The sequence below is a fragment of the Humitalea rosea genome, from assembly GCF_003253705.1.
Lineage (GTDB): Bacteria > Pseudomonadota > Alphaproteobacteria > Acetobacterales > Acetobacteraceae > Humitalea > Humitalea rosea.
Window position 1 is genome coordinate 26,672 of sequence record NZ_QKYU01000016.1, and the last position, 17,457, is coordinate 44,128.

At 70.7% G+C, this 17,457-nt stretch carries 17 protein-coding genes; 12 read left to right on the forward strand and 5 right to left on the reverse strand.

What is annotated here, in order from left to right; genetic code table 11:
* The first annotated feature begins 122 nt into the window (after positions 1-122).
* Positions 123-1,325 carry a 5-aminolevulinate synthase gene (gene hemA / locus C8P66_RS14430; RefSeq protein ID WP_111398981.1) on the forward strand — a complete coding sequence of 401 codons (1,203 nt, stop codon included), beginning with the start codon at positions 123-125 and terminating at the stop codon, positions 1,323-1,325.
* 185 nt (positions 1,326-1,510) lie between these two features.
* Here hemA and C8P66_RS14435 read toward each other — a convergent pair whose 3' ends face one another.
* Positions 1,511-1,960, reverse strand: coding sequence for a MarR family winged helix-turn-helix transcriptional regulator (locus tag C8P66_RS14435; RefSeq protein ID WP_111398982.1), 450 nt, complete (start codon positions 1,958-1,960; stop codon positions 1,511-1,513).
* Positions 1,961-2,043: 83 nt separating this feature from the next.
* Here C8P66_RS14435 and C8P66_RS14440 point away from each other — a divergent pair, with 83 nt between their 5' ends.
* From C8P66_RS14440 to C8P66_RS14480, 9 genes are all read left to right on the forward strand, one after another.
* Entirely contained in the window at positions 2,044-3,075 is a 1,032-nt protein-coding gene (locus C8P66_RS14440) for a hypothetical protein (RefSeq protein ID WP_211314152.1), read from the forward strand.
* Positions 3,072-3,830: an alpha/beta fold hydrolase gene (locus C8P66_RS14445; RefSeq protein ID WP_158537255.1), complete on the forward strand. Its 759-nt coding sequence runs from the start codon at positions 3,072-3,074 to the stop codon at positions 3,828-3,830. The genes C8P66_RS14440 and C8P66_RS14445 overlap by 4 nt, the downstream gene beginning before the upstream one ends.
* Positions 3,827-4,480, forward strand: a complete 654-nt coding sequence (locus C8P66_RS24125; RefSeq protein WP_111398985.1) for a DUF2268 domain-containing putative Zn-dependent protease — start codon at positions 3,827-3,829, stop codon at positions 4,478-4,480. Before C8P66_RS14445 ends, C8P66_RS24125 begins: the two co-directional genes overlap by 4 nt.
* Entirely contained in the window at positions 4,477-5,718 is a 1,242-nt protein-coding gene (locus C8P66_RS14455; protein ID WP_211314153.1) for an acyl-CoA dehydrogenase family protein, read from the forward strand. The genes C8P66_RS24125 and C8P66_RS14455 overlap by 4 nt, the downstream gene beginning before the upstream one ends.
* Positions 5,715-7,193 carry a class I adenylate-forming enzyme family protein gene (locus C8P66_RS14460; RefSeq protein ID WP_111398987.1) on the forward strand — a complete coding sequence of 493 codons (1,479 nt, stop codon included), beginning with the start codon at positions 5,715-5,717 and terminating at the stop codon, positions 7,191-7,193. The genes C8P66_RS14455 and C8P66_RS14460 overlap by 4 nt, the downstream gene beginning before the upstream one ends.
* A gap of 76 nt (positions 7,194-7,269) precedes the next feature.
* Complete coding sequence (gene dnaN, locus C8P66_RS14465) at positions 7,270-8,397, forward strand: DNA polymerase III subunit beta (protein ID WP_111398988.1); 1,128 nt, start codon at positions 7,270-7,272, stop codon at positions 8,395-8,397.
* A gap of 11 nt (positions 8,398-8,408) precedes the next feature.
* On the forward strand, positions 8,409-9,569 hold the full coding sequence (gene recF, locus C8P66_RS14470; protein ID WP_111398989.1) for a DNA replication/repair protein RecF: 1,161 nt from the start codon (positions 8,409-8,411) through the stop codon (positions 9,567-9,569).
* A gap of 63 nt (positions 9,570-9,632) precedes the next feature.
* Positions 9,633-12,059, forward strand: a complete 2,427-nt coding sequence (gene gyrB / locus C8P66_RS14475) for a DNA topoisomerase (ATP-hydrolyzing) subunit B (protein WP_111398990.1) — start codon at positions 9,633-9,635, stop codon at positions 12,057-12,059.
* A 3-nt stretch (positions 12,060-12,062) separates the two neighbouring features.
* The gene (locus C8P66_RS14480) at positions 12,063-12,896 is read left to right on the forward strand and encodes an alpha/beta hydrolase (RefSeq protein ID WP_111398991.1); all 834 of its coding nucleotides are present in this window, start codon (positions 12,063-12,065) and stop codon (positions 12,894-12,896) included.
* Positions 12,897-12,901: 5 nt separating this feature from the next.
* Here C8P66_RS14480 and C8P66_RS14485 read toward each other — a convergent pair whose 3' ends face one another.
* The 3 genes from C8P66_RS14485 to kdsA are packed head-to-tail and all read right to left on the reverse strand — an operon-like array spanning position 12,902 to position 15,493.
* Positions 12,902-13,900, reverse strand: coding sequence for a KpsF/GutQ family sugar-phosphate isomerase (locus C8P66_RS14485; RefSeq protein ID WP_111398992.1), 999 nt, complete (start codon positions 13,898-13,900; stop codon positions 12,902-12,904).
* Between the two features lie 2 nt (positions 13,901-13,902).
* Entirely contained in the window at positions 13,903-14,643 is a 741-nt protein-coding gene (locus tag C8P66_RS14490; protein WP_111398993.1) for a 3-deoxy-manno-octulosonate cytidylyltransferase, read from the reverse strand.
* Between the two features lies 1 nt (position 14,644).
* Positions 14,645-15,493 (reverse strand): 3-deoxy-8-phosphooctulonate synthase, encoded by an 849-nt coding sequence (gene kdsA / locus C8P66_RS14495; RefSeq protein WP_111398994.1) that lies wholly within the window; start codon positions 15,491-15,493, stop codon positions 14,645-14,647.
* 139 nt (positions 15,494-15,632) lie between these two features.
* On the opposite strand from kdsA, the gene C8P66_RS14500 reads away from it, so the two are divergent.
* Together C8P66_RS14500 and C8P66_RS14505 are read left to right on the forward strand one after the other, a co-directional pair.
* A complete protein-coding gene (locus C8P66_RS14500) occupies positions 15,633-16,421 on the forward strand; it encodes a sterol desaturase family protein (protein WP_111398995.1) in 789 nt (262 codons plus the stop codon).
* A 60-nt stretch (positions 16,422-16,481) separates the two neighbouring features.
* Complete coding sequence (locus tag C8P66_RS14505; RefSeq protein ID WP_146422870.1) at positions 16,482-16,982, forward strand: hypothetical protein; 501 nt, start codon at positions 16,482-16,484, stop codon at positions 16,980-16,982.
* A 79-nt stretch (positions 16,983-17,061) separates the two neighbouring features.
* On the opposite strand, the gene C8P66_RS14510 is transcribed toward C8P66_RS14505, so the two are convergent.
* Positions 17,062-17,295 carry a hypothetical protein gene (locus tag C8P66_RS14510; RefSeq protein WP_158537256.1) on the reverse strand — a complete coding sequence of 78 codons (234 nt, stop codon included), beginning with the start codon at positions 17,293-17,295 and terminating at the stop codon, positions 17,062-17,064.
* Positions 17,296-17,457: the final 162 nt, after the last annotated feature.

The following is a 17,457-nucleotide window of genomic DNA, read 5'->3' on the forward strand; positions in this document are numbered from 1 at the left end:
CCCGCCAGATTGTCAAGAAACGGTAAGGGGGCATGCGCCCTTCAGGATGCGGGCAAGACACCCCATCCTCTGGGCGCCTATACGGGGCGCCTGGGCCGCAAGAACCGGAAGGGAAGGCAGGCATGGACTACGAGGCCTTTTTCACGGCGCAACTCGATGATCTGCGTCGCGAGGGCCGCTACCGGGTCTTCGCCGATCTGGAGCGCAAAGCCGGCGCCTTCCCCCGCGCGACCCGCCATGCCGGCGGCGAGGTGACGGTCTGGTGCTCCAACGACTACCTCGGCATGGGCCAGCACCCGGATGTGCTGGCGGCGATGCATGAGGCGCTGGACCGCTGCGGCGCCGGCGCCGGCGGCACCCGCAACATCGCCGGCACCAACCACTACCATGTGGTGCTGGAGCAGGAACTGGCCGATCTGCATGGCGCGGAGGCGGCGCTGCTGTTCAACTCCGGCTACATGTCCAACTGGGCGAGCCTCGACACCTTGGCCTCCCGCCTGCCGGGCTGCGTCGTGCTGTCCGATGCGCTGAACCATGCCTCGATGATCGAGGGCATCCGCCACAGCCGCGCCGAGCGGCAGATCTGGGCGCATAACGACCTTGGCGACCTGCGGCGGAAGCTGGCGGCCATCGCGCCGGGGCGGCCCAAGCTGATCGCCTTCGAATCCGTCTATTCCATGGATGGCGACATCGCCCCGATCGCCGCCATCTGCGACCTCGCGGATGAATTCGGCGCCATGACCTACCTCGATGAGGTGCATGCGGTCGGCCTCTACGGCCCCCGTGGCGGCGGCATTTCCGAACGCGAGGGCCTGGCGCGGCGCCTGACCGTGATCGAGGGCACGCTGGCCAAGGGCTTTGGCGTCGTCGGCGGCTATATCGCCGGCTCGCACGCGATGTGCGACTTCATCCGCAGCTTCGCTTCCGGCTTCATCTTCACGACCTCGATGCCGCCCGCCTGCGCGGCGGCGGCCATCGCCAGCATCCGCCACCTCAAGGCCAGCGGCACCGAGCGGGCGATGATGCATGAGAATGTGGCGCTGCTGCGGGCCAGGCTCACCGCCGCCGGGCTGCCGCATCTGGCGAACCCCAGCCATATCGTGCCGGTGATGGTCGGCGATCCGGTGCAGTGCAAGCACATCAGCGACCGGCTGCTGGAGGAGTACGGCGTCTATGTGCAGCCCATCAACTACCCGACCGTGCCGCGCGGGACGGAACGGCTGCGGCTGACGCCCTCGCCGCTGCATGGGGCGGCGGATATCGAGCATCTGGTCGGCGCCCTGTCGGCGATCTGGTCGGATCTGAGCCTGAAACGCGCCGCCTGACGCCTGAAACCGGCCGGGGAAGGCGCGTTGCCCCGGCCAGAGCCCCTCCAGCAGGGCGAAGCCCGCCCGCTGTTTCCGTCGCAAAGGGCTTTTCTACCCCAGCGCGATCCGCGCGATCTGGATCAGCGCCGAGATCACCAGCAGCACCAGCGCGATCCGGCCGAGCACATGGGGCGAGGGCATGTTCAGGCCCCGCTCCGGTCGATCAGCCCGCGTAGCAGCGCCCGCATCGTCCCCGCCTGGTCATCCGGCATGGCGGCGGTCAGCTCCGCCTCATGGGCGCGGGCGGCCTCGGTCAACTCGGCCGCGATCGCCGCACCGCGCGGGGTCAGCCCGACGCGCACGATGCGGCGGTCGCCGGGCTCGGCGTGCCGCTCCACCAGCCCTTCCAGGGCCATGCGGCCGATGAGCTTGGTCATGGTCGGCTGCTGCATCAGGCAGGCCGCGGCCAATGTCCCCACCGCCTCACCGCTGCTCCCCGAAAGGCTGGCCAGCACCCGCCATTCCACGACGCCGATGCCCTGGGCCTTCAGCCGGGCATGGAATTCGGAGGAGACGGCGTGGCTCGCCCGGGCCAGGAGGTAGGGCAAATACCCGTCGATGAAGCGGGGCTCGGGGGAGGGGTCGCATGCCATGGCGCGAACGGTAGGACAGGCGGCAGGGCCGCGTCATCCCATGCCTTTTCATGCAACCGGGGCCGTGGTGACATGGGCGGATGTTGACCGATCGCATAGAGGCCCCCTGGCTTGACGCCTTCGAGGCCGTGTTCCGCCTCTGCGCCGCCGCCCCGGGGGAGGCCGTCTGCCTGCTGGCGGAGAGCCAGTCGCGGCCCATCAACCTGGCGCTGGCCGAACTCGCCTTGCTGCGCCTCGGCTGCCGGCCCTTCCGCTGCATCCTGCCCAGCCCCGCGCCCACCGGGCCGGTGCCGCTGCGCTCGACCGGGGCCAGCCGGGCGCTGGCGGGGCATCCGGCGGTGCTGGCCGCACTCGCGGCGTCGTCCTTCATCGTGGATCTGACCGTGGAGGGGCTGCTGCACGCACCCGAACTGCCCGGCCTCCTCAAGGCCGGGTCCCGCGTGCTGATGGTCAGCAACGAACACCCCGAGGCGCTGACCCGGCTGGTGCCGCGGCCCGAGGATATGGCGGCGGTGAAACAGGGGGTGAAGCAGGCCCGCGCCGCGCAGGCGATGACCGTGACCAGCCCCGCCGGGACCGACCTCACGGCGCGCATGGCGGGGGCGGCGGTCGCCGGTGTCTGGGGCTGGACCGATCGGGCCGGGACCATCGCGCATTGGCCGGGCGGGGTGGTCGTGGCCTTCCCCGCGGCGGGGACGGTGAATGGCACGCTGGTGCTGGCGGCGGGGGATGTGAACCTGACCTTCAAGCGGTATCTCGCCGCCGACATCCGCCTGACCATCGCCGAGGACCACATCTCTGCCATCGAGGGCCGTGGCGCCGATGCCGAGATGATGCGCCGGACCCTCGCCGCCTGGGGCGACCGCGCCGCCTATGCCGTCTCCCACCTCGGCTGGGGCACCAATCCCCGGGCGAGGTATGAGGCGTTGTCGATGTATGCGACGGATGACACCAACGGCACCGAGTTGCGGGCGGTGGCGGGGAATTTCCTGTTCTCGACCGGGGCCAATGAATTCGCCGGGCGTTTTTCCGAAGGCCATTTCGACATTCCCTGTTTCGGGACGACCATCGCGCTCGATGGCGTGGCGGTCGTGCGCGACGGGGTGCTGCTGTGATCGTCGAGGCCGGGCAGGGGCCCGCCGTGCTGCTGCTGCACGGGATCGGCGGGCGCGCCAGCCTGTGGCAGGCGAGCCTGGACGCGCTCTCCCCCCGCTACCGGGCGGTGGCGCTGGACATGCCCGGCTATGATGGCGGGGCGGTGCCCGACCCCTTCACCTTCCCGGTGCTGGCGGCCGAGGCGATCGCGGCGATGGACCGGCTGGGCATACCGGCCGCGCATGTGATCGGCCATTCGATGGGGGGAATGCTGGCGCTGGAACTGGCCGCCGCCCATCCGGGCCGGGTGCTGTCGCTGGTGCTGGCGGCGACCTCGGCGGCCTTCGGCAGCCGTGACCCCGCCTTTCGCGAAACCTTCCTGGCCGCGCGCCAAAAACCGCTGGATGAGGGGCGCGGCATGGCCGGCGTTGCCTCCGACCTGGTGCCGGGCATGGCGGGGCCCGCGGCCGATCCGGCGGCGGTGCCGGCGGCGATGGCGGCCATGGGATCGGTGCCGGAGGCCGCCTATCGCGCCGCTTTGCGCTGCCTCACCGGGTTTGACCGCGCCGCCGCCCTGGCCGGGCTTGCGATGCCCACCCTGGTCCTGGCGGGGGAGGCGGATGCGACCGCGCCGCCGCGCGGCATGGCGCGGATGGCCGCCGCCATCCCGGGCGCCCGCTTCGCCACCCTGCCCGGTGTCGGCCATCTGCTGCCGCTGGAGGCGCCGGACGCCTTCCATGCGGACGTCCTGGCCTTCCTGGAGGCGCAGCGGTGAGCGAGCCCCGGCTGCATTGGCTGGAGGCGGCGGGCGGCCTGCAACGCTGGCGCCGCCCGATCGAGGCCGAGGTCGCGGGCGGCTGGGATGCCGCCAGCGCCCATGCGACCCTGCCGGTGATGGACCTGCTGATCCAGCGGGTGCCGCAGGCGGGCATCCCGGAACTCGGCATGGTGGGGAATGCCCACCGCCCCCATTGCTTCAGCCTGACCCTGGACCCGGACAACCCGGCCTTCATCGAGGCCCTGGCCGGCGGTGCCCTGCGGCGGCTGGTGGTGCATGAGATCGGCCATTGCCTGCGCTTCGCCGCCGCGGGCTACGACCACACCTTGGGCGATGCGCTGGTGAGCGAGGGGCTCTGCGGGCATTTCGTGCACCAATGCCTGGGCACGCCGCCCGAGCCCTGGGAAAGCGCCCTGACCCCGGAACAGATGGAGGAATGGCTGCCCCGCGCGCATGCGGCCGAGGCCACCCGCCACGACCACCCCGCCTGGTTTTTTGGTCGCGGACGCGGCGCGGCGCCGCGATGGGCGGGGTATACGCTCGGTTTCTTGCTGGTCGGGCGCTATCTGGCCGCCAATCCGGAGGCCCGGGCCTCCGCGCTGCTCGGCATGCATGCCGCGCGGCTGCTGCGGGATGCCTGGCCGTGACGGCGCCGCTCTTCGCCCCCGGCGCCTTCCGGCTGACGCCCCAGGAAGCCGATCTGACCGCCCGCGCCCGCGAGTTCGGCACCCGTATCCTGGCCCCGCGCGCCGCGCGCTGGGACCGCGAGGCGAGCTTCCCCGCCGAAAACTACGCCGACATGCATCGCGAGGGCTGGCTCGGCATCTGCATCCCCGCGGCGGAGGGCGGCATGGGGGCGGATTTCCGCGCCTATTGCCTGGTCGCGGCGGAATTCGGCCGTTTCTGCGGCGCCACCGCGCTCACCTGGAACATGCATGTCTGCAGCACGCTCTGGAGCGGGCCGCTGACCGACGACCTGGAGATGGAGGCCGAAACGCGCGCCACCCATCGCGCCCGGCGCTCGGCGCATTACGCCGGCATCCTGGGCCAGGGGCTGATCTACTCCCAACCCTTCTCCGAGGGCGGGGCTGCGGCGGCAGGGGGCGTCGCCTTCGGCACCACCGCGCGCCGGGTGCCCGGCGGGTTCCTCGTGAATGGGCGGAAGATCTTCGCCTCCCTCTCCGGCCATGCCCATCGCTACGGCATCCTGGCGACCGAGGCTCGCGAGGGCCAGAATGCCTCCCGCCGCGACACGCTGTATCTGGCGGTGCCGGCGGATGCGCCGGGGGTCTCCGTGACCGGCGATTGGGACCCCTTGGGGATGCGCGGCACCGTCAGCCGCACTCTGGTGTTCGAGGATGTCTTTGTCGCCGAGGCGGCCGCGCTGATGCCCGCCGGCCTCTACTTCCAGGCCGCCAGCCGCTGGCCGCACATGTTCCTGACCCTGTCGCCGACCTACATGGGCCTCGCCCAGGCGGCCTACGACTTCTGCGTCCGCTATTTGCGCGGCGAACAGCCCGGCACACCCCCGGTGAAACGCCGCCAATACCCCACGAAACAGATCGCGGTCGCCCAGATGCATGTCATGCTGGAACAAACCAAAGCGATCTGGTTCCAGGCCATCACCGAGGCCGGGCCCGATCCGTCCAAGGAGGGGGTCATGCGGGCCTATGCCGCCCAGTACAGCGTCATGGAAAACGCGAACGCCATCGCCACCCTCGCGCTGCGCACCTGCGGCGGCCAGGCCATGCTGAAGTCCCTGGCCCTCGAACGCATCTACCGCGACAGCCGTTGCGGCGCGCTGATGCTGCCCTGGACCGCCGAGCTTTGCCTGGACCGGCTGGGGCGGGACGCGCTGTACGAACGCGGCGAGACCGACACATGACGCCCAGCACCCTGCCCGCCTGGTTCCGCCAGGGGAGCGGCTGCCGCCTCACCTCCGGGGAGACGGATTGGGACCGCGAGGATCTGGTCGGTGCCTCGTTGGAGGTCGCGGACCGGCTGCGGGCCGAGGGGCTGGTCGTGGGCGACCGGGTCGGCTGGATCGGGCTGAACGATGTCTGGATGATCGCGGCCCTGCTGGCCTGCGCCCGGGCGGGGATGGTGCTGGTGCCGCTGAACTGGCGGCTGGCGCCGGAGGAGCTGGCCTGGATCGCCGCCGATGCCGATCTGCGGCTGGTGTTCCGCGGCGCCGGCGTTGCCGCGCCCCGCGCCTGGCTGCCGCAATCGGTGGCGCTGGTCCCCGCCGATCTGTCGGATATCGAGCTGGAGGCCCTGGGCGGGCCGCAGATCGGCGCCGGCGAGGAGCAGGCCGAGGCGCCCTTGCTGCTGGTCTATACCAGCGGCACCAGCGGCCGGCCGAAGGGCGTGATCCTGACCCAATCGGCGGTGGTCGCGAATATCCGCAATGCCATCGGGCTGTTCGGCCTGACGCCGGACGACCATGTGCTGACCGTGCTGCCGATGTTCCATGTCGGTGGCCTGTGCATCCAGACCCTGCCCACGCTCTGCGCCGGGGGGTGGGTCACGCTGCTGCCGCGGTTCGAGCCGGCGGCGTTCTTCGAGGCGCTGGCCCGCGACCGCCCGAGCCTGACCCTGCTGGTGCCCGCGGTGATGCGGGCCCTGGTGCAGAGCCAGGGCTGGCCGGGTGCCGATCTGAGCTGCCTGCGCGCGGTGGGGGCCGGCTCGTCGGAGGTGCCGGCCGATATGATCGAGGCCTTCCAGTCGCGCGGCGTGCCGGTGCAGCAGGTCTATGGCGCCACCGAAGCCGGCCCCATCGCCATCGCCCAGAGCATCGCCGAGGCCTGGGCCGCGGCGGGCTCCATCGGCCGGCCGATCTGCGAGGCGCGGGTGGTGGCCCCCGATGGCACCCCCCTGCCGCCGGGTGCGACCGGGGAGATCGAGCTGCGCGGCCCCAACCTGCTCTCGGGCTATTGGGGGCAGGAGCCGGCGGCGACCAGCGCGGAGGGCTGGTTCCGCACCGGCGATGTCGGGCATTTCGATGCCGATGGCCGCTGGTGGTTCACCGACCGGCTGGGCAATGTGATCGTCTCGGGGGGTGAGAACATCTACCCGGCCGAGGTGGAGCGGGTGCTCGCCACCGCACCGGGGGTGCTGGAGGGCGCCGTCTGCGGCCGCCCCGATCTGAAATGGGGGGAGGTGCCGGTCGCGGTGGTGGTGCCGGGGCCCGGATTTGACGCCGCCGCCGTCCTCAGCCACTTCGAGGGCAAGCTGGCGCGGTTCAAAAAGCCCCGGGATGTGGTCGCGGTGGCTTCGCTGCCGCGCAACGCCCTGGGAAAGGTCGTGCTCGCCGAGCTGCGTGCGCTTGCTGGCGGTTGCCGGGCGACCGGCGGCTGTTAGATTGCGCCCAGCGAATCGTGGCGCCGGTGTGTAAACAGGGCCACGCATTTCGATTTTGGCACGTAGGAGCAGGGCGATGAAGATTTCGGTGGACCGCACGGTGCTGCTGAAGGCGCTCGCCCATGTGCAGAGCGTGGTCGAGAAACGCAACACCATCCCCATCCTGGCCAATGTCATGCTGGAGGCCAAGGATGGCGTCCTGACCCTGACCGCGACCGACATGGAGATCGCGGTGGTGGAGCGGGTGGCCGGCGTCGAGGTGTCGCGCCCCGGCCGCACCACCGCCCCGGCCTCGACCCTGTATGAGATCGTCCGCAAGCTGGCCGATGGCGCCAAGGTGGAGCTGGACCACAAGGGCGGCGACGCGCCGCTGGTGCTGCGCGCCGGCCGGGCCAATGCCAACCTCAACGTGCTGCCGGTGGAAGACTTCCCCTCGATGACCGAGGGCAAGATGCCGCACCATTTCGCGCTCAAGGCCGGCACGCTGCGCGACCTGATCGACCGCACCAAATTCGCGATTTCCACCGAGGAAACCCGCTACTATTTGAACGGCATCTACCTCCATGCCGCCGAATCCGATGGCGCCAAGGTGCTGCGCGCGGTGGCGACCGATGGCCACCGCCTGGCCCGCGTCGAGGAGCCGCTGCCCGAGGGCGCCGCCGGGATGCCCGGCGTGATCGTGCCCCGCAAGACGGTGGCCGAGGTCCGCAAGCTGGCCGATGAGACCCAGGACGAGGTCAGCATCCACCTCTCCGACACCAAGATCCGCTTCGACATCGGCACCGTGCAACTGACCAGCAAGCTGATCGACGGCACCTTCCCCGAATACGAGCGCGTCATCCCCAAGGGCAACGACAAGATTCTCCGCGTTGGGAAGAAGGCGTTTGCGGATGCCGTGGGCCGTGTCGCCTCGATCAGCACCGAGAAGTCCCGCCCCGTGAAGCTCTCGGTCAGCCGCGGCAATCTGATGCTGACCGCCAACAGCCCCGAGCTTGGCCAGATGCAGGATGAGCTGGATGAGGAGCTGGTCAGCTACGATGCCGCCCCGATCGAGATCGGCTTCCAGGCCAAATACCTGACCGACATCACCGACCAGATCAGCGAGCAGGTGGAATTCCACTTCGCCGATGGCGCCGCGCCGACCATCGTCAAGGATGCGGGGCGCGGGGATGCGCTTTACGTCCTGATGCCGATGCGGGTCTAACGCCGCATCGCTTGACCCCAGCGCTTCGCCTCACCGCGCTGCGCCTGACCGATTTCCGGTCCTGGGCGCAGTTGGACCAAGGGTTTTCCGGCCGCATCGTGGTGATCGCCGGGGAGAACGGCGCCGGCAAGACCAATCTGCTGGAGGCGATCAGCCTGCTCACCCCCGGGCGCGGCCTGCGCTCGGCGCGGCCCGGCGATCCGGCGCGCCGAACGGCCGAGGCGCGGGCGCCCGCCTGGGGCGTGGTCGCGGGGCTGGAAGGCCCGCAAGGCCCGGTGCAGATCGCCACCGGCACCACCCCCGAGGCCCCGGATCGCCGCGCCTTCCGGCTGGATGGCACGCAGGTCCGCACCCAGGCCGAGGTCTCCGCCCATGTCGCCGCGGTCTGGCTGACGCCGCAGATGGATGCGCTGTTCCAGGAGAACGCCAGCGGGCGGCGCGCCTTCCTGGACCGGCTCGCCTGGGCGCTGGAGCCGCACCACGCCCGCGAGGTCGCCGCCCACGACAATGCCATGGCCCAGCGCAACCGTCTGCTGGCCGAGGGGCGGCGGGATGACCGCTGGCTCGCGGCGTTGGAGGATGCGATGGCCCGCCATGGCGTCGCTGCCACCGCCACCCGCCGTTCGCTGATCGCGCGGCTGAACGCGCTGCTGGCCGCAGGCACCTTGGGCGCCTTTCCCCGGGCGCGGCTGGGCATGGTCTGCGCCATCGCCGCCGCGCTGGATGCCGCCCCGGCGCTGGCGGTTGAGGACAAGCTCCGCGCCGATCTGGCCGCCAACCGCCCGGTGGACGCCGCCGCCGGCGGCGCCAGGATCGGGGCGCACCGGGCCGACCTGACCCTGGCCCAGGCCGATAGCGGCATCCCCGCCGAGCAAAGCAGCACCGGGGAGCGCAAGGCGCTGCTGGTCGCGACCGTGCTCGGCCATGCCGGGCTGATCGCCGCCGACCGGGGCTTCGCGCCGCTGCTGCTGCTGGATGAGGTCGCGGTGCATCTGGACGCGGGGCGCCGGCGGGCGCTGTTCGAGGCGCTGGCGGTGCTGCCGGCGCAATCCTTCCTCACCGGCACGGACCTGGATGTGTTCGCGCCGCTTGCGGGGGCCGCCGAGGGTTTTTGTGCCAGCCCCGGTATCCTGGCCCCGGCCGAGGGTTTCCCCCCGCCGCTGGCCTCCTAGGCCGATCCGGGCTAGGATGCCGGTTGCAAATCTTCCCGATTTTCGACGGAGTTATTCGCCTTCATGAGCCAGCCTGTGCGTGCGCCGGAAGAGGCCGGCTACCAGGCCTCCGACATCACCATCCTTCGCGGGCTGGACGCGGTCCGCAAGCGGCCGGGGATGTATATCGGCGACACCGATGATGGGTCCGGCCTGCATCATATGGCCTTCGAGATCATCGACAATGCGGTGGACGAGGCCCAGGCCGGCTTCGCCACGCGGGTGACCCTGGTCCTGAACGGCGATGGCAGCGTGACCGTGACCGATGACGGCCGTGGCATCCCCGTCGATCTGCACCCCGAGGAAGGCGTGTCCGCCGCCGAGGTGGTGCTCACGCGCCTGCATGCGGGCGGCAAATTCAACCAGACCAACTACAAGGTCTCGGGCGGGTTGCACGGCGTCGGCGCCGCCGTGGTCAACGCGCTCTCCGACTGGATGAACGTCCGCATCTGGCGCGACGGGCGCGAGCATTTCATCCGCTTCGAGCGTGGCGATGCCGTGGCGCCGCTGTCGGTCACCGGCGAGTCCGTGCATGTCCGCGGCACCGAGGTGACCTTCAAGGCCTCGCCCAATACCTTCAGCAAGACCGAATTCGACTACGCCATCCTGGAACGCCGCCTGCGCGAGCTGGCCTTCCTGAACTCCGGCCTGCACATCCTGCTGCGCGACGAGCGCTCGGTCGAGGCGAAGGAGACGGCGTTCCTGTATGAGGGCGGCCTCGTCGCCTTCTGCGAATGGCTGGACCGCAGCAAGGAGCCGATCTTCAAGCCGCCGATCAGCGTCTCGACCTTCGATGAGAAGTCCGGGATCAAGGTCGAGCTGGCGATGTGGTGGAACAGCAGCCCGCATGAGCTGGCGCTGTGCTTCACCAACAACATCCCCCAGCGTGACGGTGGGTCGCATCAGGCGGGGTTCCGCCAGGCGCTGACCCGCGTGGTGATGAAGATCTCCGAGGACCTGGCCAAGAAAGAGAAGGTCGAGCTGTCCGGCGAGGACATGCGCGAGGGTCTCACGGCCGTCATCAGCGTAAAGGTGCCTGACCCGAAATTCTCCAGCCAGACCAAGGACAAGCTGGTCTCCTCCGAGGTGCAGCCGGTGGTCCAGAAGGCCGTCGCCGATGGGCTGGAACACTGGTTCGAGACGCATCCGCGCGAGACCAAGACCGTCATCGAGCAGGTCGTGCTCGCCGCCGCCGCGCGCAAGGCCGCGCAGATGGCGCGTGAGAAGGTGAGCCGGAAGACCGCGCTGGATGTCGCGACCCTGCCCGGCAAGCTGGCCGATTGCCAGGAGAAGGACCCGGCGAAGTCCGAGCTGTTCCTGGTCGAGGGCGACAGCGCCGGCGGTTCCGCCAAGCAGGGCCGCGATCGCCGCTTCCAGGCGATCCTGCCGCTGAAGGGCAAGATCCTGAACGTCGAGCGCGCGAGGCTCGACAAGATGCTGGGCTCGGCGGAAATCGGCACGCTGATCACGGCCTTGGGCACCGGCATCGGCTCCGGGCCGCCGGATCGGGGGGGCTTCGACCTCGGCCGCCTGCGCTACCACCGCATCATCATCATGACGGACGCGGACGTGGACGGCAGCCACATCCGCACGCTGTTGCTGACCTTCTTCTTCCGCCAGATGCCGGCGCTGATCGAGCGCGGGCATCTGTATATCGCCCAGCCGCCGCTCTACCGCGCCAAGCGCGGGCAGGAGGAGCGCTACCTCAAGGACGATCGCGGGCTTGAGGAGTTCCTGCTGGAGAAGGCGCTGGCCAATGCCAAGCTGACCTTGGGCGGCGGCGGCGTGTTCATGGGCGATGAGCTGCGCGAGCGCACCGAGATGCTGCGCCAGCAGACCAGCCGCATCCGCCGCCTCGCGACCCGCGTGCCGGTCGCGGTGGTGGAGCAGGCGGCGATCGCGGGCGCGCTCGACCCCGCGCGCGACGGGCTGGCGGCGCAGGCCCTGGCCGCGCGCCTGGATGCGCTGGCCCGGCCGGAGGAGCGCGGCTGGAAGGCGACGCTGGATCAGGACGGCTTGGTGGTCGGCCGCGTGGTGCGCGGCGTTGCCGAGCGGCATCATCTGGACCCGGCGGCCCTGCGTTCGGCCGAGGCCCGCTGGCTCGCCGAACGGGCCGAGTCGCTGGCCGCAGATTGGGCCGAACCGGCCATCCTGGGCTTTGGCGCCGCCGAGCCGCTGTCGGCGGCCGGCCCGCTGGCGGTACTCGACCGCATCCTCGGCGAGGGACGCCGGGGCCTGACCATCCAGCGCTTCAAAGGCCTGGGCGAGATGAACCCGGACCAGCTCTGGAACACCACGCTCGACCCCGCGATCCGCAGCCTGCTGCGGGTCCGCGTGGAGGATGTGGAGGATGCCGAGCAGGTGTTCAGCACGCTGATGGGCGATGTCGTGGAGCCGCGGCGGGAATTCATCGTCGGCAATGCGCTGAAGGTGGCGAACCTGGACGTGTAGCCGATGCGGCGTCTGGTTTTGTCCCTGCTCCTGCTGCTCGGTGCCTGTTCGCCGGTGTGGCTGCTGAACGCCACGGTGCCCTTCGGGGCGATGCGGGCCGAGACCGGCATCGCCTATGGCCCACTTGCCCGGCAGAAACTCGACATCTACCGGCCGGCCACGCAGACCGGCCCGGCGCCGATGGTGGTGTTTTTCTATGGCGGCAACTGGCGCACCGGGGAGCGGGGCCACTACCGCTTCATCGCCTCGGTGCTGACCAGGCGCGGCGTGGTGGTGGTCATCCCCGATTACCGCGAATACCCCGAGGCCGCCTTCCCGGGCTTCGTCGAGGATGGCGCCGCCGCCACCGCCTGGGCCGCCGCCCATGCCGCCGAATATGGCGCCGACCCCCGGGCGATCTACCTCGCCGGGCATTCGGCCGGCGCCCATATCGCGCTGATGCTGGCGCTGAACCCCGCCTATCTGGCGCGGGCGGGCTATGATCGCGGCCGGCTTGCCGGGGCCATCGGTCTCGCCGGCCCCTATGATTTCGTGCCGGCGGAATACCCGGATGTGCAGCCGGTCTTCGCCCCCGCCGCCGACCAGCGCCAGACCCAGCCCGTGACCTTCGCCGATGCCGGGGCGCCGCGGATGCTGCTCGCGACCGGCACCGGGGATACCACGGTCATGCCGCGCAACACCCGGTCCCTGGCCGCAGCCGTCACCGCCGCCGGCGGCCAGGTGCAGGCCCGCTACTACCCCGAGGTCGCCCACGCCGGGATTTTGATGGCGATAACCCCGCTGTTTCGCCGCCGCGCGCCGGTGCTGGCCGATGTCATGGCCTTCATCGGGCGCTGACGGGGTCACACCACCCCGGCGGCCAGCAGGTCGTGCAAATGCAGGATGCCGATGGGCCGCCCGTCCTCGACCACGAAGAGGCTGGTGATCTTGCCCTCCTGCATCAGCGCCAGCGCCTGCTGCGCCAGCAGGCTGCCGGGAATCACGCGCGGCGTCCGGTTCATCACCGCCGCCACCGGCTGGTCGGTGAAGCCGCCCTTGAAGGCGCGGCGCAGGTCGCCGTCGGTGATCACCCCCACCAGATGCCCAGCGGCATCGACGACGGCGGTGACGCCGAAGCGCTTGCCCGTCATCTCCACGATCGCATCGGACAGCGTCGCGTCATCGCCGATCCTGGGCATGTCCCCGGCGCCATGCATCAGCTCGCGGGCCGCTTTCAGCCGTGCGCCGAGCTTGCCCCCCGGGTGGAACTCCCGGAAATCCAGCGCCGAGAACCCCCGCCCCGAGAGCAGCGCCACCGCCAGCGCATCGCCCAGCGCGAGCTGCATGGTGGTGGAGGTGGTGGGCGCCAGCCCGTTGGGGCAGGCCTCCTCCATCGCCGGCAGGATCAGCGCCACATCCGCCGCCCGGCCCAGCGCGCTATTGGCGCCCGAGGTGATGGCGATCAGCGGCACGCCGAAGCGGCGGGAATAGGCGATGATATCGCCCAGCTCCGGCGTCTCGCCCGACCAGGACAGCGCCAGCACCACATCCTTCACCCCGATCATGCCAAGGTCGCCATGGCTCGCCTCGCTGGGGTGGACGTAGGAGGCGGGGGTGCCGGTCGAGGCCATGGTCGCCGTGATCTTGCGCGCCACATGGCCGGACTTGCCCATGCCGGTGACGATGACGCGGCCGGTGGTCGCCTTGATCACCGTCGCCGCCTGGTCCAGCCGCTGGCCCAATTCGCCCGACAGCGCCGTCCGCACCGCGCGCAGCCCCTCGATCTCCAGGTCCAGCGTGCGCTGCGCGGCACCGAGCTCGATGCTCGCATCCGTGGTCGTCTGCCCCGGGGTGGTCGCCATGGTCACTGTCCCGCCTCGGCGGCGAGCAGGCGCCGCGCGGTTGCAAGATCCTCAGGCGTATCGACGCCGAGCGGCACCTCGGCCACCAGCATGGCGTCGATCCGCATCCCCGCCTCCAGGGCGCGAAGCTGTTCCAGCTTTTCCCGGCGTTCGAGGGGCGAGGGCGGCAGCCCGACAAACCGCGCCAGCGCCGCCCGCCGATACGCATAGAGCCCGATGTGGTGGTAGAGCGGCCCCTCGCCCCAGGGCGCGGTGGCGCGGGTAAAGTACAGCGCGCGGAAATGGCCCGGCGCGACCTGGCTGCCGATCATCTTCACCACGCTGGACGCGTGGCGCTCCTCCTCGGTGTGGATCAGCGCGACGGCGGTGCCGATGGCGACCTCCGCATTGGCGAGCGGTGCGGCCGCGGCGCGGATGGTGTCGGGGGAGACGGTGGGCAGGTCGCCCTGCACATTGATCACCGCATCGAAGGCACCGTCCGGGTCGATCAGGCTCAGCGCCTCGAAGATTCGGTCCGAGCCCGAGGGGTGGTCGGCGCTGGTCATCACGCTGCGGCCGCCGACGGCGGCGATGGCCTCGGCGATCAGCGGGCTGTCGGTCGCGACCACGACCGGGGCGACATCGGCCTCCATCGCCCGGCGCCAGACCGCCACGATCATCGGCTCGCCGCCGATATCGGCCAGCGCCTTCTCCGGCAGCCGGGTGGAGCCGAGGCGGGACGGGATGAGGATGACCGGCCGCATCTCAGGCGGCAGCCGCCGCTTGGGCCTTGGACAGCCGGTCGAGCGCCACGAGATCCCGCAGCAGCGCCTCGAACTGCGCCAGCGGCACCATGTTCGGCCCGTCCGAGGGGGCGTTGTCCGGGTCTTGGTGCGTCTCGATGAACAGCCCGGCGACGCCCACCGCCACGGCGGCCCGCGCCAGCACCGGCACGAATTCCCGCTGCCCGCCCGAGCTTGTGCCCTGCCCGCCCGGCTGCTGCACCGAATGGGTGGCGTCGAAGATCACCGGCGCCCCGGTCTTGGCCATGATCGGCAGGCCCCGAAAATCGGAGACCAGTGTGTTGTACCCAAAACTGGTGCCGCGATCGGTCAGCAGCACCCGGTCATTGTCCGCGCCGTTCAGCTTGGCGACGACATTGACCATGTCCCAGGGCGCCAGGAACTGGCCCTTCTTCACATTGATCGCCCGGCCGGTGGCGGCGGCGGCCAGCAGCAGGTCGGTCTGGCGGCAGAGGAAGGCCGGGATCTGCAGGATATCCACCGCCTCGGCCACCGGGGCGCATTGATCGGCGCTATGCACATCGGTCAGCACGGGAATGCCCAGGCTCTCGCGGATCTCCGCGAAGATCGGCAGCGCCGCCTCCAGCCCGAGGCCGCGCGCGGCGCTGGCACTGGTGCGGTTGGCCTTGTCGAAGGAGGTCTTGTAGACCAGCCCGAAGCCGACCCGTGCGGCGATCTCTTTCAGCGCCTGCGCGGTTTCCAGCGCATGCGCCCGGCTTTCCAACTGGCAGGGGCCGGCGATGACCGTGACCGGAAGGTGGTTCCCGAAGCGGACATTTCCGACTTCGACCACGGAGAGTGTCGGCTTCATACGCGCGAATTCCTGCCAGGGTGGTCCCGATGCGCGTGCATATAGCCCATCGCTCCCCGATCCCTAAGGCAAGTGCCCATGCTTGCCGATGCGGTCTGCCACGCCAATCTGAAGCCGGCGGACAGCAAGGGAGAACAGCATGACGGCGGCCGAGCCCTACATCCGCCTCGGCGCCTTCCTCGGCGTCCTCGCGCTGGTGGCACTTGCCGAACTGCTGGCGCCTTGGCGGCGGCCCCAGGCGCGGGGCCGGCGCTGGCTCGCCAACCTCGGCGTGCTGGCGCTGGATGGGCTGGCGGTGCGCCTCGCCTTCCCCGCTGCCGCCATCGGCGCGGCCTTCTGGGCCGAGGCGGAGGGCATCGGGCTGCTGCGCGGCCTGCCCGGCTGGGCCGCCATTCCCCTCGCGGTGCTGGCGCTGGACCTGGCGATCTACCTCCAGCACCGGGTCTTCCATGCGGTGCCCTGGCTGTGGCGGCTGCACCGGATGCACCATGCCGATACCGAGATCGACGCCACCACCGGGCTGCGCTTCCACCCCGGCGAGATCCTGCTGTCGATGGCGATCAAGATCGCGGTGGTGGTGGCGCTAGGCGCGGCCCCCGTCGCGGTGCTGGTGTTCGAGGTGCTGCTGAATGCCACCGCCATGTTCAGCCATGGCAACCTCGCCTTGCCGCCGGCGCTGGACCGGCGGCTGCGCCGGCTGTTGGTGACGCCGGCCATGCACCGGGTGCATCATTCCGTGCTGCGGGCCGAGACCGACAGCAACTTCGGCTTCTGCCTGCCGTGGTGGGACCGCCTGCTCGGCACCTATCGCGCCGCACCCGCGGCGGGGCCGGATGGGGTGACGATCGGGCTGCCGGTGTTCCGGGGCGCGGAGGAGCAGCGGCTGGACCGGCTGCTCACCCAGCCCTTTCGCGCCGAGACACCCTAGCCAACAGGCCCAGTGTCGTGCTGGCCTGCGACCAACAAACGGGAGAATGCCGCAATGGCCATGACCATCGAATCCTTCGCCGCCAAATGCCGCGCGGCGTTGCAGGCGCACCCCGACGCCAGGGGGCGGGCCCAGGTCAACCTGCTGGTGAAGGAAGCCCTGAAGGACCCGGATTTCGTCGCGACCTACATCCCCGAGGGCGGGCCGGAGCGGCAGGTGCTCTATGAGGACCCGGAGCTCGGCTTCACCGTGCTCGCCCATGCCTATTCCGATGCCAAGGCCAGCGGCCCGCACGACCACGGCCCGACCTGGGCGATCTATGGCCAGGCCGCCGGCGCCACGGTGATGACCGATTGGGACTGCATCGAGCCCTCTTCGGCGGAGCATCGCGGCAAGGCGGCGCGCCGGCAGGACTACACGCTGGCTCCGGGCGATGCGCATCTCTACGAACCCGGCGTGATCCACTCCCCGCGCCGCGACGGCCCGACCCGCCTGCTGCGGATCGAGGGGCTGAACATGGATCGGGTCAAGCGCTACCCCTATGACGTGGTCGCCGCCTGAGACATTCCTCACGGCCGGAGCGAGCGGGGGAGGCTCGCCCGGCCCTGGGTGGTGCGTGGCAGGCGGCGGATCAGCCCGATCACGGGCAGGTTCCGCCGCGCGACCGCGTCGGCCCCTGCCCGCGGATCAGCACCAGGCCGAGGATAGGATGGGCGCGGCGGCAGGCCTTGAAGATGAAGGCCTCGATCCAGCGCAGCGGATGGCCCGGCCCCAGAGCGAGCAGCGCCCGGAGCAAGTTCTGCCATGGCCCCGCATGGGTCAGGCGTCGGTAATACCGCGCGATCGTATCGGGCTTGCCGTAGCGCGTCGGCACCGCGCTGGCGCGATGCGCCGACCTGCCGGCCCGCGAGCGAACGCGGCGGCAGATACGGGTGCAGCGCGTGCCATTCGAGGTCGGAGAGCGGGCCCAAGGGCGGAAGGAGGTCTGGCGCATCAGGGGATGATAACGCCAGCTCCCAAAAATAGGTTGTAAGAC

Excerpts from the sequence above, each read along its gene's own strand:
- kdsA (WP_111398994.1), bottom strand. The coding sequence starts at position 15,493 with ATGAAGCCGACACTCTCCGTGGTCGAAGTCGGAAATGTCCGCTTCGGG.
- C8P66_RS14505 (WP_146422870.1), top strand. The coding sequence starts at position 16,482 with ATGACCATCGAATCCTTCGCCGCCAAATGCCGCGCGGCGTTGCAGGCG.
- C8P66_RS14500 (WP_111398995.1), top strand. The coding sequence starts at position 15,633 with ATGACGGCGGCCGAGCCCTACATCCGCCTCGGCGCCTTCCTCGGCGTC.
- C8P66_RS14460 (WP_111398987.1), top strand. The coding sequence starts at position 5,715 with ATGACGCCCAGCACCCTGCCCGCCTGGTTCCGCCAGGGGAGCGGCTGC.
- C8P66_RS14435 (WP_111398982.1), bottom strand. The coding sequence starts at position 1,960 with ATGGCATGCGACCCCTCCCCCGAGCCCCGCTTCATCGACGGGTATTTG.
- hemA (WP_111398981.1), top strand. The coding sequence starts at position 123 with ATGGACTACGAGGCCTTTTTCACGGCGCAACTCGATGATCTGCGTCGC.
- C8P66_RS14490 (WP_111398993.1), bottom strand. The coding sequence starts at position 14,643 with ATGCGGCCGGTCATCCTCATCCCGTCCCGCCTCGGCTCCACCCGGCTG.
- C8P66_RS14485 (WP_111398992.1), bottom strand. The coding sequence starts at position 13,900 with ATGGCGACCACCCCGGGGCAGACGACCACGGATGCGAGCATCGAGCTC.
- C8P66_RS14480 (WP_111398991.1), top strand. The coding sequence starts at position 12,063 with ATGCGGCGTCTGGTTTTGTCCCTGCTCCTGCTGCTCGGTGCCTGTTCG.
- gyrB (WP_111398990.1), top strand. The coding sequence starts at position 9,633 with ATGAGCCAGCCTGTGCGTGCGCCGGAAGAGGCCGGCTACCAGGCCTCC.
- dnaN (WP_111398988.1), top strand. The coding sequence starts at position 7,270 with ATGAAGATTTCGGTGGACCGCACGGTGCTGCTGAAGGCGCTCGCCCAT.